This is a genomic window from Pontibacter pudoricolor (genome assembly GCF_010092985.1).
GTDB classification, from domain to species: domain Bacteria; phylum Bacteroidota; class Bacteroidia; order Cytophagales; family Hymenobacteraceae; genus Pontibacter; species Pontibacter pudoricolor.
The window spans coordinates 3,595,089-3,610,292 of sequence record NZ_CP048106.1; the positions used below are offsets into that span (position 1 = coordinate 3,595,089).

The following is a 15,204-nucleotide window of genomic DNA, read 5'->3' on the forward strand; positions in this document are numbered from 1 at the left end:
TCAACCCAAAGACTGCGATCAGTTCGATAGTAATTTTTATAGTTGAGTGATAAGCTATAGTTGTATTGCTTTACCGTGGTAGTAGTTCCGTAGGGACAGGTCGCGACCTGTCCGCTCAACAGGCTGTAACTATAGCAAACTCAGATTTCTCCCGCAGGTCGAAATGACAGCTCGAAAACTAATAGTGAAATTGTTCCCTTGAGGGCATGGCCGTTTCATTCCCTAATTCGCCCTCGCTCGCGTCCCGCGAGTGTGAGTTACCTTCGGACTCTGGCCGCTTTAACCTGTGCCTGAGGCACAAGTGGCGGGACGCCACTATGTAATTCACACTCGCGGGACGCGAGCGAGGGCAGAGTGACAGGACGTAAAGTACTAACAGAATTGTCCCCTTGAGGACAAGTGAGAACGGGAGCTCGAAACTTGCGAGCCAGGCTCAGCAGGGTATGTCAAACGGAAACTATAGAACTATAGCTAGACTATCACAACAGCAGAAATTCCCCTCTTGGGAGGGGCAGGGGTGGGTTAAAACGCCAAATATAGCACTACAACCTGAACTATACCAAAGTCCAAAAGCTCCTTCCCCTGTTTTTAGGGAAGGGGTAAAATGCCAACTATAGATATATAAATCCAACTATAGCAACATCAGAAATTCCCCTCCCGAGAGGAGCAGGGGCTTATATCTTTGCTTTAGCCAGACACTACCAGGAGCTTCGCACGGTGCCACATCTTAATCCTGAAAATCTTAAAATCCTGTAAATCCTGATTCAGACAAATACCCTCTCCCGTGAATTTAACCCGGCACGGGCGGGGTAATTAATTTTATCGTAAATTTGTGTAAACACGGCTAACTATGGCGGAAACCTATGCTTCAGATTTTGGAACGATCCTGCTTTTTCTGGTAGGTGGGGCCATATTTGTGGCCATCGGCCTGCTAACGGCAAAGATGATTCGCCCGAGCCGGCCAAACGCTGAGAAGCTGACAACCTACGAATCGGGGGAAGAGCCTATTGGCAACTCGTGGGTGCAGTTTAACCCGCGCTTTTACGTAGTGGCGCTGATCTTCATTATTTTCGATGTGGAGCTGGCCTTTTTGTTTCCGTGGGCAACGGTGTTTGGCCGCAGAGACCTGATTGAAGCAACTGATGGCACGTGGGGTTGGTTCTCGTTGATCGAGATGTTTATTTTTATCGGTATACTGGTACTCGGTTTGGCGTATGCCTGGGCAAAAGGCCATTTAGACTGGATAAAACCTGCTCCGATTATACCTAAAAGCCGCTCTAAAATACCTGCCGACCTATACCAGCGCGTAAACGAACGTAACTATAACAGTAAGGCAAGAGAAGAAGGGCAAAGGACAAACAAACTATAGTTTACCCGAGTCATTCATCATTATTCACTAATCATTATTCATTATTTTGGATAAAACCGGAGAAGGCGGCATTGTAATTACCAAACTGGACGACCTGCTGAACTGGGCGCGACTAACCTCGCTGTTCCCGATGGGTTTTGGTCTGGCTTGCTGTGCCATCGAAATGATGGGCGCCTACGCGTCGGGTTACGACCTGGACCGTTTCGGCATTATACCGCGGGCTTCTCCGAGGCAGTCTGATGTGATGATTGTGGCTGGCACTGTTACTTTTAAAATGGCTGACCGTGTGCGACGACTATATGAACAAATGCCGGAGCCGCGTTATGTGATATCCATGGGAAGTTGCTCTAACTGTGGCGGCCCGTATTGGGAGCACGGTTACCACGTGGTAAAAGGCGTAGACCGGATTATACCGGTGGATGTATATGTGCCTGGTTGCCCGCCACGCCCTGAAGCATTGATCGGAGGTTTCCTGAAACTACAGGAGATCATCCGGCAGGAAACAATACGTGCCCCAAGAGCCGTGCAGCAGATAATGGCAAAGAGAATGAATAATGTTTAATGAGGAATGAATAATTAGACTTCTTACTCTACGGATATTACTCATTAATCATTCCTAATTAATCATTAAGATATGGAGTTTGCGGAATTAAGGGATTTTATAGTTGCGAAGTTTGGTGCTGAGGTTATAGTTGCTGAGAAGGCCGATAACCTGCAACCTTACCTGGTGCTGCAAACCGAGCGCCTCGCCGGCGTTTGCCTGGAACTGCACGACAACGAACAAACCTACTTCGATTTTCTTTCCTGCATTACTGGTATAGATAATGGTTCTGAAGCCGGCACGATGGAGGTTGTTTATAACCTGTATTCCATTCCGTACGATCATCACCTGACGCTAAAGGTACAGGTGCCACGTAATACCGAAAACGAACCTATACCTGCCATACCAACTATAAGCCACATCTGGCGCACTGCCGACTGGCAGGAACGTGAAATATTTGATCTGCTGGGTATTTACTTTACCAACCACCCCGACATGCGCCGCATTCTTTGCGCCGCCGACTGGGAAGGCCACCCGCTCCGCAAAGACTATAAACTCCAGGATTACTACCACGGCATTAAAGTGCCCTACGACGAACACAACGAGAACAGCGGCTTCCGTGGCGAACCAATCAAGCTTACAAACCACCCGCACGAGCAATTCCCGGACATGCGGGGAAAGCCGGAGTAGGGTTATAGTTGGGGTTTACCCATTTCTGCCCTAGCGAAGGGAAGTTTCTGTATTTGCTATAGTTGTTCTTAGTCCCATAGTTCATGTTGCTGGCGCGAGTCTCCAGACTCGTGACTTACGATGGTGTTGCGTCTCCCGACGTAACTGGCCTGAAAGGGAAAGCCATTGTCTTAACCGGGATTAAGTGAGATTTAATGGATTTTTAGGATTGGGCTATAGCTATAGTTTAGGTTATAGTTGCATAGTTGGCGTTTTACCCCATCCCAGCCTTCCCCTTTAAAAGAGGACCCCTACCCCCAGAACAGGGGAAGGAGGTTTACAGCCTTTGCTATAGTTCAGGCTATCATTTATAGTTGCTGTTTTAACCCACTACTGCCCCTACGGGGAGGGGAATTTAGGCTGGTGTTATAGTTAGCGTGTAAGTGTTATAGTTTCAGCCTGTTGAGCGGGCAGGTCGCGACCTGTCCCTACGTAGGGGGTATTGTAGAGACGCAATACTTTGCGTCTTGTTTCTAGTTGTAAGAACTACAACTATAGAACAATTAAGATTTCCCGGCTTCGCTCAGGATGACATCAACCACCAGCAATAAAAAAGGCTACCAATCTGGCAGCCTTTTTATCATATCAGCAACTATAATTTACTGTACATTCTTAAAAAACGTAGGCGAGTTGCCATAAAGCGGGGTGCTGCCATTCCACTTTTCTATAAATTGCTGTTGTATTAGCAACGGTGTTAATGTGCGCTGGCGTAATTCGTTGGCTTTGGCTTCTGCTTCGGCTTCCACTATTTTTTTACGGGCCTGGGCTTCGGCTACTTTCAATTCGTTTTCTACCTGCATGGCTTGCTGTACGGCTTTGTTTTTCAGGTTTACCGCCTGCACAATCACTTCCGGGTACTGCAAGCCGCTGGTCATTTGCTCCAGGTCGAAGCCTTCTTTGCGTAAGGCATCGCCAAGCGCCAGCTGTACCTTGTCTTCAAAAGATTGCCGGTTAGAAATGATGCTGTCAGTAGAGTATTTGTTGAACTGAATACGGAAGGCATCGCGCGTATAGTTATAAAGCGTGGTTTCGGTGATCTGTCCGATCTCTTTGCGGTACTTGCTGAAAATGCGCGGACTCTCGCCAGGCAGTACCCTGAACGAAATCGTGGGATCAACTGTGAAAACAGAACCGTCTTTGGCATTAACTGTAAAAGGGCTATAGTCTACAGTCTGCACGAAAGTCGGGAACTGGTACACTTCTTCGGTAAACGGGTTATACCATACACGCCCTGTTACCAGGCTTACGTCCTGCACACCTTTATCGGTGCCATATAACTTAACCAGTATGCCTTCGTGGCCGGCATCTATACGGGTGCAGGAGGTCATGGCGGTAACAGAAAATACAACTATAAGCACGGCAGCTATAGCCCAGGTAATTAATTGGCGGTTCATTAAGCTTTGAATTTAGAAAGGGTGTAACGGATAACTATAAAATTAACAACTATAAGTAAGGCTAAAAGTAAAAGCCCAATTATAACTGACGAGTCGGATGGCTGCCGGATCAGAGCCACTACTTCGGTATAAGCAAAAATGTCAGCGATAAGCACTAGGGCAAGTAGCAACAAGTATTTAAATTTCATAAGCGGGAGGTATTCAAAATGGTATCCGGCAGATTAGTTTTTATGGAGCAGAAAAATAAGGTACTCAAACTCTGTAGCGGAAGCCGTAGGGGCATAGTATTTTACCTGTTCTCCAGACTCTTCTGCTACTGTATACTTCATGCCGTCAATTATCAACTCTTTTGTGGTCCGGTTATAGGTGTAAGGCAGAGTTGCAATTGTAGGCTCACCGGCGTTGCACTTAGTTGTTCCCTGATTAATTGTTAAGGTACCCTTCGCATCAAAGTGGTAAATATCATCCTGCTGGCATGTCAGAACAGCAAAATATCTTACCTTTCCGGGAGGGTTAGTGGCCGGGTTTTTATCCTGCATCCCCGGTTTCCAGGTAGCAGAAAGCAGAATATCTGCCGGCGCCTCATTCTCTTTCCCGCAGGAGCTAAAGAGCATTATAAAAAGTACAAAGCCTAACAGGCATGCTATAATTTGCTTCATGTATAAGCGTGGTTTATGGGCTTCTTAATCTGTAACTGGTATTTAATTATGCTTAGCTGCCTGCTATAGTTTATAGTTGGCTTTTGCGGCGGCAGGCTATGCCTGGTAGTAATGGTTACTTTAATTTTTCAATATGCCTCTTGGCAACCGAAATCATTTCTGCATCATCAGCAAACCGAATCACTTTTTCGTAGTATTCGATCGCATTTTTCTTATCACCCTTTAGCCTGTACCCCTGGGCGATATTTGCCAGCACAATTGCATCTTTCGGGTTCAACTTCTCAGCCTGTAAGAGCGGGGCAATTCCTTTATCATACTCGCCGGTCAGCAGGTAAGTAATCGACAGGTTTGACAGGCTTTCAATATGATCGGGATACAGCTTCAGAATTTCAGTTGCTATAGTTCTCATATTTTTCAGCAACTCATCGTCTCCGGTATTATACAGCTGCAGTTGATAATTCTGTAAACTGGAGAGGAGAAAGTCTTTACCATCCGGACGTTTTTCGTTGTTGGTCCATGTCCATTGGTTCTGGTTCGCTTTCGAGTATTGAATGGCGGTAACTATTTCGTCTGTAAAGCTTTGCCAATCGCCTGCCTGCCCCAACGCGTATATTTTTCCAAATCTCATGTCGAGCCGGTCAGGGTATAGTTTAATTCCCTCGTCTATTTTCTCAAGCCCTTTTTTTAACGTGGAGTTATTAAAGACAACTTCGCTGGCCATATACCCGGCCGATTTATTTGTATTGTCCGAAAGCACCAGGCTTTCTCCTTTTGGCTGCGTCGCGGTAAGCGAAATAACTTCTTCTCTTGACTTAAGGAAATAATAGTTAAAGTAACCTGTAAAGAGTTCCGGGTCTTTTGGGGTGGCTTTCTCCCATTTCAATAATGTTTCCCTTTGCTTCAGCGTGTCGTTTTCCTGGCAATATCTGTTAAAATCGGCCTGGAAAGTCTGTGCGGAACAGAGGCTTGTGAGCGCCAGGAAGATGACAAGTGCAATTAACTGCTTCATAATGGTTTAAATGGCCGGAAACTATAGAAAAGAAGATATAAAATAATGGTTATCAGCAGAACGCAACCAGCAATTGGGCCTCCGCTAACGAATATACTATATATTATAAGATCTATATACTATCTGTCCGGTAAAATTGAAACCGCTTACACAACTATAGTGCAGGTAACTATAGCTGTGTAAGCGGGAATACTCTCCTTCAGCTTTTATACTGCGGGGTTGGGGATTACTTAGTGAGGCATCGTGATGACTACATTACCTATTTTCTGGCCTGTCTCCACATATTTATAGGCTTCAACGATTTGTTCTAACGGATATGTCCGGTCCAGTAGAGGTTTAAACTGCTTTTGCTCCACCAGTTGTTTTAGAAAATCTACGTCCGCTTTGCTGATGGTAGGTATCGGAAACAATACTTTTTTGCCCTTCCGGAGCGGTGTTAAAAGTGCCAGGTAAATGTTTTCCCAGTTTTTGCCGAGTTCTGTAGAGATGTAAATGCCTTTTTCCGTTAGCACCGGTTTGCAATGCCCGAACGACGTTTTCCCGACAGCATCGAACACAACACTATACATGCGGCCTGCCCGGGCATAATCTTCCTGTGTATAATCGATGACGACATCGGCCCCCAGGGATTTGACAAGTGCTACATGTTTGGTATGACATACTGCCGTTATATGTGCCCCGAAGTGTTTGAGCAATTGTACCATTGCCGAGCCGATAGCACCCGTTGCCCCATATACCAATACAGCTTGACCGGCTTTTACTTTTGCTGCCCGAATGTGCCCCAGCGCATAATGTGCTCCTTCTGTGATCGGGGCGGATTCTTCGTAGGTCAGGCCTTCCGGTATAGTTGTGAAGGCGTCGTTTTCCTCCAGTGTTGTGTACTCGCCATGCCCGCCGCATTTCTTGTCGTTATAGCCGAATATTCTTTCCCCCACCTTCACTGATTTCACTGCCTTGCCCACAGCCTCCACCTGGCCGGCGAACTCACAACCAAGTATCTGGTAATTAGGCCGTAATAATCCACTCCAGAACCTCGAAACGAAGTATTCGGCGCTCCGGAACCCGCTGTCGGTACGGTTAACGGTAGAGGCATAAACCCGTATCAGCACCTCATTGTCTTTGGGCTCAGGTTTGGGAATCTCCTTTACGCTTACCACTTCGGGTGGCCCGTATCGGGTATGTACTGCTGCTTTCATTACCTGCAAAAGATAAGGTTTATACTTTATACTTGTTGCCTAAGCACTTTATGTTTTTGTTAAGTGGTTTCCGGAGACAAGGGAAGGTTTGTGGCAAATGATCAAAAGAAACTTCAGTCATCCAGCTTGTTTATACTATAGCTGATTTATTGAAATATGATCTGCGCGGATGGGATTTCCCAAAAGGGCATGTATTCTGTCCAGCCGAAGAAGAAGGAGAAAAAGATGTGAATGAAAGGTGCCGATATAAAACTCAGAATCAGGTACAGGACCGTTTTAGTCTTTCTCAGTTTCAGGACGAATGGCGGCAACAATACCGTCATCAGCATGGGGATCGGGTAATATACCCACCAGGGCAATCCCCATGTAGCGCCGTATTTACCAAACAGCATCCCTACTATAACTACCAAAACGGAGAGTAGTGCAACCATATACTTTTTCTGTCTGAACTCCTGCGCTGGTAAAACCGCTCTGATCACCAGAAAGAAAACAACTAAAGAGGCAAAAATCATTACCGGGAAATGCCATTCTGTATTCATGGTTGGAGTAGGTTTCGTTTATTGTGGAGGTGTTTATTGGGGTATAATTAATCTCAGTAAATGGCGATGGCATTTTTGCTGGCGCGAGCTTGTAGCTCGTGTCCGGCATACTGCTTTCCGAGTATTGCTTTGTGAATATACAGAAGCACGAGCTACAAGCTCGCGCCAGCGGGGTTACTGAATTTTATAAATATTAATGAAATAAGTAATTGCAGAATTACCCCAATTATGATAATCAAAGATATGTAAGCAAAAAAGTATCGAAAGTTATATCGTTATTTCCAACAATTATCCATAAGGGCATCAATGTTAAATGTGCTAATAAGAGAGTCAAAACTCCTATTCCAAATGCTATCTGATAATTTATTTTTGCATTTAGAAATTTAATACTCAATTGTGCTGCAAAAGATGTAATTATTGCAAACCAAAATATACCAGCAACTTGTAGATATATTCCATTTAATAATAAAAGGATAAGCATTATACTTATTGAAACGCCTAATATCATTCCAATAATTTTGAAATGATATTTAGTTAGTCCAAATGGTGTCATGAAATTCTATTTGATATATTAAATGTTCGCTAACGTGCTTGGCTTTGCTGTAGCATAGCTACAGTAAAGGTGTGGTTAGACCACGTGGTTCTTCATTTCTGTAGTTACTGCTTGCCAATAATCACTACAAAATTTATCTATCTGTTTCCTATATACAGGTCTGAACATCTTCGCAAGCAATCCTTTCCCCTTTTTCTTGTTCAGTCGCTTTATGATCTGTTCAAAAAGCCACTCTTTGTCAAACCCATTCCATACTCCTGCTGTGCTGTACAGATTGGTGATTACTACAGGACCAACTTCAGAGTAGTTTATTTCCTTTAGCTCTTCAAATGAAAATTTGCTTTCGCTGAAGACTTTGGCAATTCTGCTTATTTCTTCTTTACTCAATTCTGTGTCAAGATAGAACTCAGACAGTGCTGACCAAACAGGCTTTCTTCTTTCTATCTCAACTGCGGTCATTCTTCTATTAATTTCTATGAGGTCTAACTATAGTATAAACGAAATCTATTACGTTTAGCCAACTACCGTTAGTCGGATAAACGTAACTGGACTAACGAATATACTATATATTGTTAATAATATATTATTAACTTAACTATAAGCCATTAAATATAAACCCCTGCAGAATTCCCCCTTTTTTCCGAACTTTGCCTAACTCTTAAACTCATTAACTTTCTAACGCGCCTTGTCCACCATCTACCAAAACTACCTGCTGCAGTCGGAGCCGAACAAGTTCAGCCTGGATGGCCTGAAGGCAGGCGAGATGATCGTGAACATGGGGCCGCAGCACCCGAGCACGCACGGCGTACTGCGCCTGGAGGTAATAACCGATGGCGAAGTGATACAGGAGGTAGCGCCGCACATTGGCTACCTGCACCGCTGTTTCGAGAAGCACGCCGAACACATGGCCTATAACCAGACCATCCCCTACGTAGACCGCATGGACTACCTGGCTGCCATGAACTCGGAGCACGTCTGGTGCATGGGCGTGGAAAAACTGATGGGTATTACCGACCAGATACCAAAACGGGTAGAGTACATCCGCGTGTTGCTGGCTGAGCTTAACCGATTGGCTTCGCATTTTGTAGCTATTGGTACTTATGCTATTGATATAGGGGCTTTTACACCGTTTTTGTGGCTGCTCCGCGACCGTGAGCACATTCAGCGTTTGCTGGAGTGGGTTTCGGGGGCACGTATGCTGTACAACTATATCTGGGTGGGTGGCTTGTATTACGACCTGCCCATTGGTTTTGAGGCCCGCTGCCGCGAGTTTATAAACTACCTGCTACCCAAACTCAACGAACTCGACACTATTCTTTTAGATAACAAGATCTTTATAGACCGCACTGCCAATGTAGGTGTGCTGCCGCTGGATGTAGCGATAAACTATGGCTGCTCCGGCCCGATGTTGCGCGGCTCCGGCCTGAAGTACGACCTGCGCCGCATAGATGGCTATAGTGTGTATCCGGAACTGGATTTTGAAATTCCGATTGGCACAGGCATGGTGGGCACCACCGGCGATTGCTGGGATCGCAACTATGTACGCGCCCTGGAGTGCCGCGAATCTGCCAAAATTATAGTTCAGTGCCTCGATAGACTGACTGGCGACTATAAGCGTACCCCTGATTTTGATCCGCAGGCAGCCTGTCCTAAAAAGCTGCGTATGGTTGGCTCGCAGGAGCTATACTTCCGGGGCGAAACACCACGGGGCGAACTGGGCTACTTTTTTAGAACTACTGATAAAAGCGATGTGCCTTTCCGTTGCCATGGCCGTGCGCCGAGCTTTGTAAACCTTTCTGTATTGCCCGAGATAAGCCGCGGTTGCATGGTTGCCGACCTGATTGCTATAGTTGGTTCCATAGATATCGTGCTGGGCGAGGTGGATAGATAAGTTCAGTTATTAATTTCCCAACGCTACCTGGGCAAAAGGCAGGATCGAGCCACACTGTTTAAGGCCAGCTAAAATTGCCTGTCGTTCTGTTAAATAAACCCGGGCGAAGGGAGGCAGAGTCACTCCGGAAGCTAACAAGAACCTTTCACGAAAAATAAATTTGAGAAAATGAGATGCTCCTGCCTTTGAAGGGACAGGTAATGGTAACTGTAGAACTATAGATCAAACTATAGCAGCAGGAAAGCTTCTTGTTTCAGGAGAAGGGTATAAGGGAAAGCAACCATAAAACAATAGCCTGGACCATAACAGATGCCCCCTGCTCAGGAGAGGCAGGAAGGGGTTCAGTTACAGCATTCCTCATGCTGTTAAAGATGCCAGGAAGGTAAACTATAGTATTATAAAAAAGGCGTGCTGGTTTGTTGCCAGTACGCCTTTTACTTTATGCAACTATAAACTATAGTTCTGCCGTTACTTCCTGCTCTTTTTTCTCAGCCTTGTAAAACAGTGTAGAGCAATTGTTAGGGTCAAGAATCTCGCGGGCGCAACGCTGTATATCCTGTGGTGTTACGGCCTGTATCTTTTCTCCTTCGGTATTCACAAAGTTCGCATCGCCCAAAAGCTTACCGTATGCCAGGTTCATAGCGCGGTTCAGCAACTCTATTTCAGAGAATACTAAACTGGTTTCGGCCTGGTTCTTTACTTTGTTCAATTCATGCTCATCTACCAGCGTATCCATCAGTTCCTGGTTTATCTTTTCGATGGCCGCATTGGCTTCCTGCAGGTCTACGCCTTCGTTCAGTTTGCCTTGTATAATCAGTAAGCCTGGTTCTATACTTCCGGTAACCGACGCCGAAACAGAGTTGAACAGTCTCTGCTCTTTTACCAACTGCTCATATAACCTGCTCGACTTGCCGCGGCCCAGAATATCGCTGATCAGGTCGATCGCATAGTAATCCGGATGCATGCGGTGCGGCATGTGGTAAGTTTTATAGATAGCGCTTAGTGGCACATCAGCAGTAGTTTCCAGCACGCGTGGCTCGGTTTGCTTCGGTTCGTTAGGGATGTGGCGCGAGTACTTTTCGCCGGCCGGTATAGGGCCAAACCATTTTTCGGTCAGCTCTTTGGCATGGTCAAAGGTTATACTTCCGGCAATTACCAAAATAGCGTTGCTTGGCGAGTAGTGCTTTTTATGGAAGGCTTTTACAATGTCCATGGTGGCGTCTTCTATGTGCTTGATCTCCTTGCCTATAGTTGCCCATTTGTACGGGTGATTTTTGTAAGCCAAGGGGCGTAGTTTCAGCCATACATCGCCGTAAGGCTGGTTCAGGTAAGTCTGTTTAAACTCTTCTACCACTACTTTGCGCTGCACTTCCAGGCCATGGTCACTAAAAGCCAGGTCCATCATGCGGTCCGACTCCAACCAGAAACCGGTTTCTATATTCTGTGCCGGTAACGTCAGGTAATAATTGGTAATATCCGGGCTTGTAAAGGCGTTATTTTCACCCCCTACACGCTGTAGCGGCTCATCGTACACGGGTATGTTTTTAGACCCGCTGAACATCAGATGCTCAAACAAATGGGCAAAACCTGTGTGTTGTTCCACTTCATCGCGCGAGCCAACATCGTACAGCACGTTTAAAACTGCCATCGGGGAGGTATGGTCTTCGTGCACGATCACGCGCAATCCGTTATCAAGTGTAAATTCCTTAAACTGTATCATATCTTAATTGTTAAATTGCCTGATGGTTAAATTGTTATTCTCTGACGTATCTTTTTCAACCATTTAACAATGCAGCCATTTAGCCATAAATAGAAACAAAAGTATAAATTAGCGACATATTTTATAGCTTCGCCTAATATACTAACTTGCCTACCTATAACGAAGTTTCCAATTTCTGAGATGAACTATAACCGCAAAGAATATTCAGAGGACGAACTGATCTCCCTTTACCGTGCTATACTTAAGCCACGCATGATAGAAGAGCGTATGCTCGTGCTGCTGCGACAGGGAAAAGTAAGCAAGTGGTTTTCTGGTATTGGCCAGGAAGCTATTTCTGTAGGATCGGCCATGGCGCTGGAGCAGGACGAATACATATTGCCGCTGCACCGTAACCTGGGCGTTTTTACCAGCCGCAATGTGCCCTTGGATAGATTATTTGCCCAGTTTCAGGGTAAGAAAACCGGCTTTACAAAAGGCCGCGACCGTTCGTTCCACTTTGGGTCTAATGAGCACCACATTGTAGGCATGATCTCGCACCTGGGGCCGCAGCTGGCTGTAGCCGACGGTATTGCACTGGCTGACCTACTGGATAAAAGAGAAAAAGTAACGCTGGTGTATAGTGGCGATGGCGGAGCCAGTGAAGGAGACTTTCATGAGGCGCTGAACGTAGCAGCCGTATGGGGACTGCCGGTTATTTTCATGATCGAGAATAACGGCTATGGTTTATCTACGCCAAGCAACGAGCAGTTCAAGTTTAAGCAGTTTATAGATAAAGGCCCTGCCTATGGTATGGATGCCCTGCAGATAGATGGCAATAACCTGCTGGAAGTATACGATACCGTACGCCAGACAGCAGCCAGCATGCGCAAGAATCCGCGCCCTGTTCTGATCGAAGCCATGACGTTCAGGATGCGTGGGCACGAAGAAGCCAGCGGTACCAAGTATGTGCCGCAGGAGCTGTTCGAGAAATGGGCCAAGAAAGATCCGGTAGAGAACTATGAGAAGTTTTTGCTGGATGAACTGGTACTTACCCCGAAAGTAGTGGAAAGCATTCGTGAAGAACTGAAAGCCGAAATTGAAGAAGGTTTACAGACTGCTTTCGCTACTCCAATGCCTGTTGCTGACCGCCAGGAAGAAATTGCCGACATGTATAAGCCATACATACAGCAGCCCGTAGCGCCGGCATCAAGTGCTAAAACTGAAAAGCGTTTTGTTGATGCTATTTCGGATGGTTTGCGCCAGAGCATGGAGCGTTACCCGGAACTGGTTTTAATGGGCCAGGACATTGCCGAATACGGTGGCGTTTTCAAGATTACAGAAGGCTTTGTAGATAAATTCGGTAAAGAGCGCGTGCGTAACACACCACTTTGCGAGTCAGCTATACTTGGTATTGGACTGGGTATGTCTGTTAAGGGTAAAAAGAGCATGGTGGAAATGCAGTTTGCCGACTTTGTGAGCGTGGGCTTTAACCAGATCGTGAATAACCTGGCCAAGAGCCATTACCGCTGGGGCCAGCACGCCGATGTGGTAGTGCGTATGCCGACCGGTGCCGGTACTGCTGCAGGGCCGTTCCACTCACAGAGCAACGAAGCCTGGTTCTTCCACACGCCGGGCCTGAAGATCGTTTATCCGTCGTCTCCGTATGATGCCAAAGGGTTGCTGAATGCTGCGATCGAAGATCCGAATCCGGTAATGTATTTTGAGCACAAGCTGCTTTATCGTTCCATCTCGCAGGATATTCCGGATGATTATTACACGATAGAGATCGGGAAAGCGAAAACAGTAGCAGAAGGTGAAGACCTGTCTATTATAACGTATGGTATGGGCGTGCACTGGGCTAAGCAACTACAGCAGGAAATGCCGGGTACAAGTATTGAGATCCTGGATCTGCGATCATTATTGCCTTGGGATAAAGAGGCCGTACGAAATACTGTAGCCAGGACCGGCCGCGTTATAATTTTACACGAAGACACCCTGACAGGTGGCATAGGCGGCGAAATTGCAGCCTGGATCGGGGAGAATTGCTTTGAGCACCTGGACGGGCCCGTTGCCCGAGTAGCCAGCCTTGATACTGCCATACCTTTTGCACCGCCACTGGAAGCAGAATTCCTGCCAAAGCAACGCCTCCGCGAAAAGGTAGAAGCGATACTTGCGTATTAATAACATACTTTACCTGATCAGCTATGACCTTTAACCGAATCTTTTACCTGGTACTGGTAACTATAATGCTTTCTGTTGCTACAGGCTGTGGTAAAAAGGGTATTCCCTGTCCCTCGCCTAATGGCAAAAGTGTAAAGGTGCAGGCAAAAGGTGCTGCCGGCCTCGAAGCGATCAGGGTATCTACCAACAAAGATGGACTGGTACAAAAGAAGAAGAAATTCCTGTTCTTCTAAGGGCGACCCTCGTAAACTATACTTATACTATATGAGAGGAGGCCTATGATGAAAATGTTTACGAAAGGGATAGTCGGCTTTATGATGCTGTTATTTCTCGGGGTGGTGCCAGCCATGGCGCAGATAAAGAACCTGAGCGACGATAAGCAGAAAAAGGAACAACGGCGCTTTCTGAAGGAAGCCGAGAAAACAGAATCCACTTACAAAGACAGCCACCTGAACACGGATGCTTATACCTTTAAAAAAGGAGAAGCTGCCCGAAAAAAAGTAAAGAAACGCGATGAGCGCCGCCGGTATAAGTTTGATGAAGCAGGTAAACCGCTGAAAAAGAAAACATTTCTGCGCAGGAAGACAACCAGTAAGCAGGCTGGCGGGTAAAACACTACGTACAAACAAAACCTAATTATGAACTGGCACCCCCTGAATAGCACAGAACAGCTGGACACTATACTGGAAGAGTCGAAACACACCCCTGTTGTGATCTTTAAGCACAGTACTTCCTGTTCGATCAGCTCAACAGCCAAAAGCCGCCTGGAACGCCAATGGGATGGCAAAGGACTTGACCATATTAAACCATATTACCTGGATTTGCTGGCCTATCGCCCGGTATCTAACGAAATAGCAGAAGTATTGCAGGTACGCCACGAGTCGCCGCAGATATTGCTGCTGCAGGATGGAATGTGTACTTATAACGCATCGCATTTAAGCATAAACTTAGATGAGATGAAGAAAAAAGTTGCTGCATCTGGCTAAAGATGCAGCAACTTCTGTTCTAGTTCTGGTAGTTAAAGCTTACCGATTGCTTTATTTCCGGATGAAGGCTCATTGCAACCGGACAGGTGCGGGCCGCGTTCTCCAACAAAGCTTTTTCTTTTGCAGTATAGGCTATAGCCGGCATTTTAAATGTTAGCACAATTTCACCGATACGACGTGGATCGGCAACCATAATTTTAGTGGTTTCTATTTCCATGCCTTCAATGGCGATGCTGTTGCGTTCAGCTACAATGCCCATAATGGTCATCATACAGCTGCCAAGTGCAGCACAAACCAGGTCCGAAGGTGAGAATGCCTCTCCACGGCCGTTATTGTCGAGTGGTGCGTCCGTAATAATGGTGTTGCCTGAAGCCAGATGCTGGGCTTGCGTACGCAAATTGCCCTGGTATTTATTTTGGATAGTTGCCATAACAAGTATTGATTTGAATAAAGCGTGA

Annotated in this window: 18 protein-coding genes; 8 read left to right on the forward strand and 10 right to left on the reverse strand. The window is 46.1% G+C overall.

Features of this window, described 5'->3' with window-relative positions:
• Window positions 1-850: 850 nt before the first annotated feature.
• From GSQ66_RS15570 to GSQ66_RS15580, 3 genes are all read left to right on the forward strand, one after another.
• Complete coding sequence (locus GSQ66_RS15570; protein WP_162428311.1) at window positions 851-1,369, forward strand: NADH-quinone oxidoreductase subunit A; 519 nt, start codon at window positions 851-853, stop codon at window positions 1,367-1,369.
• Window positions 1,370-1,409: 40 nt separating this feature from the next.
• Entirely contained in the window at window positions 1,410-1,931 is a 522-nt protein-coding gene (gene nuoB / locus GSQ66_RS15575; RefSeq protein ID WP_162429102.1) for an NADH-quinone oxidoreductase subunit NuoB, read from the forward strand.
• Between the two features lie 72 nt (window positions 1,932-2,003).
• Window positions 2,004-2,600: an NADH-quinone oxidoreductase subunit C gene (locus GSQ66_RS15580; RefSeq protein ID WP_162428312.1), complete on the forward strand. Its 597-nt coding sequence runs from the start codon at window positions 2,004-2,006 to the stop codon at window positions 2,598-2,600.
• A gap of 638 nt (window positions 2,601-3,238) precedes the next feature.
• On the opposite strand, the gene GSQ66_RS15585 is transcribed toward GSQ66_RS15580, so the two are convergent.
• The 8 genes from GSQ66_RS15585 to GSQ66_RS15620 form a co-directional block, all read right to left on the reverse strand.
• Window positions 3,239-4,033: an SPFH domain-containing protein gene (locus GSQ66_RS15585; protein WP_162428313.1), complete on the reverse strand. Its 795-nt coding sequence runs from the start codon at window positions 4,031-4,033 to the stop codon at window positions 3,239-3,241.
• Window positions 4,033-4,221 (reverse strand): hypothetical protein, encoded by a 189-nt coding sequence (locus GSQ66_RS15590; RefSeq protein ID WP_162428314.1) that lies wholly within the window; start codon window positions 4,219-4,221, stop codon window positions 4,033-4,035. Before GSQ66_RS15590 ends, GSQ66_RS15585 begins: the two co-directional genes overlap by 1 nt.
• 33 nt (window positions 4,222-4,254) lie before the next feature.
• Entirely contained in the window at window positions 4,255-4,692 is a 438-nt protein-coding gene (locus tag GSQ66_RS15595; protein ID WP_162428315.1) for a hypothetical protein, read from the reverse strand.
• A 115-nt stretch (window positions 4,693-4,807) separates the two neighbouring features.
• A complete protein-coding gene (locus tag GSQ66_RS15600; protein WP_162428316.1) occupies window positions 4,808-5,701 on the reverse strand; it encodes a tetratricopeptide repeat protein in 894 nt (297 codons plus the stop codon).
• Window positions 5,702-5,931: 230 nt separating this feature from the next.
• On the reverse strand, window positions 5,932-6,897 hold the full coding sequence (locus GSQ66_RS15605; protein ID WP_162428317.1) for an NAD(P)-dependent alcohol dehydrogenase: 966 nt from the start codon (window positions 6,895-6,897) through the stop codon (window positions 5,932-5,934).
• A gap of 146 nt (window positions 6,898-7,043) precedes the next feature.
• A complete protein-coding gene (locus tag GSQ66_RS15610) occupies window positions 7,044-7,436 on the reverse strand; it encodes a hypothetical protein (RefSeq protein ID WP_162428318.1) in 393 nt (130 codons plus the stop codon).
• A gap of 235 nt (window positions 7,437-7,671) precedes the next feature.
• On the reverse strand, window positions 7,672-7,989 hold the full coding sequence (locus GSQ66_RS15615; protein WP_162428319.1) for a hypothetical protein: 318 nt from the start codon (window positions 7,987-7,989) through the stop codon (window positions 7,672-7,674).
• A 75-nt stretch (window positions 7,990-8,064) separates the two neighbouring features.
• Entirely contained in the window at window positions 8,065-8,448 is a 384-nt protein-coding gene (locus tag GSQ66_RS15620) for a DUF7079 family protein (RefSeq protein WP_162428320.1), read from the reverse strand.
• Window positions 8,449-8,674: 226 nt separating this feature from the next.
• Between GSQ66_RS15620 and GSQ66_RS15625 the strand changes: the two genes are divergently transcribed.
• Window positions 8,675-9,880: an NADH-quinone oxidoreductase subunit D gene (locus GSQ66_RS15625; protein WP_162428321.1), complete on the forward strand. Its 1,206-nt coding sequence runs from the start codon at window positions 8,675-8,677 to the stop codon at window positions 9,878-9,880.
• A 454-nt stretch (window positions 9,881-10,334) separates the two neighbouring features.
• On the opposite strand, the gene GSQ66_RS15630 is transcribed toward GSQ66_RS15625, so the two are convergent.
• Complete coding sequence (locus tag GSQ66_RS15630; protein ID WP_162428322.1) at window positions 10,335-11,600, reverse strand: M16 family metallopeptidase; 1,266 nt, start codon at window positions 11,598-11,600, stop codon at window positions 10,335-10,337.
• Window positions 11,601-11,780: 180 nt separating this feature from the next.
• Between GSQ66_RS15630 and GSQ66_RS15635 the strand changes: the two genes are divergently transcribed.
• The 4 genes from GSQ66_RS15635 (at window position 11,781) to ytxJ (ending at window position 14,746) form a co-directional block, all read left to right on the forward strand.
• Complete coding sequence (locus GSQ66_RS15635) at window positions 11,781-13,760, forward strand: alpha-ketoacid dehydrogenase subunit alpha/beta (RefSeq protein WP_162428323.1); 1,980 nt, start codon at window positions 11,781-11,783, stop codon at window positions 13,758-13,760.
• A 23-nt stretch (window positions 13,761-13,783) separates the two neighbouring features.
• Window positions 13,784-13,993 carry a hypothetical protein gene (locus tag GSQ66_RS15640; RefSeq protein WP_162425571.1) on the forward strand — a complete coding sequence of 70 codons (210 nt, stop codon included), beginning with the start codon at window positions 13,784-13,786 and terminating at the stop codon, window positions 13,991-13,993.
• 81 nt (window positions 13,994-14,074) lie between these two features.
• Entirely contained in the window at window positions 14,075-14,371 is a 297-nt protein-coding gene (locus GSQ66_RS15645) for a hypothetical protein (protein ID WP_162428324.1), read from the forward strand.
• A gap of 27 nt (window positions 14,372-14,398) precedes the next feature.
• Window positions 14,399-14,746 (forward strand): bacillithiol system redox-active protein YtxJ, encoded by a 348-nt coding sequence (gene ytxJ / locus GSQ66_RS15650; protein ID WP_162428325.1) that lies wholly within the window; start codon window positions 14,399-14,401, stop codon window positions 14,744-14,746.
• Between the two features lie 19 nt (window positions 14,747-14,765).
• Here the strand turns inward: ytxJ and GSQ66_RS15655 are convergent, their stop codons facing one another.
• Window positions 14,766-15,176 (reverse strand): OsmC family protein, encoded by a 411-nt coding sequence (locus tag GSQ66_RS15655; protein WP_162428326.1) that lies wholly within the window; start codon window positions 15,174-15,176, stop codon window positions 14,766-14,768.
• Window positions 15,177-15,204 lie beyond the last annotated feature (28 nt).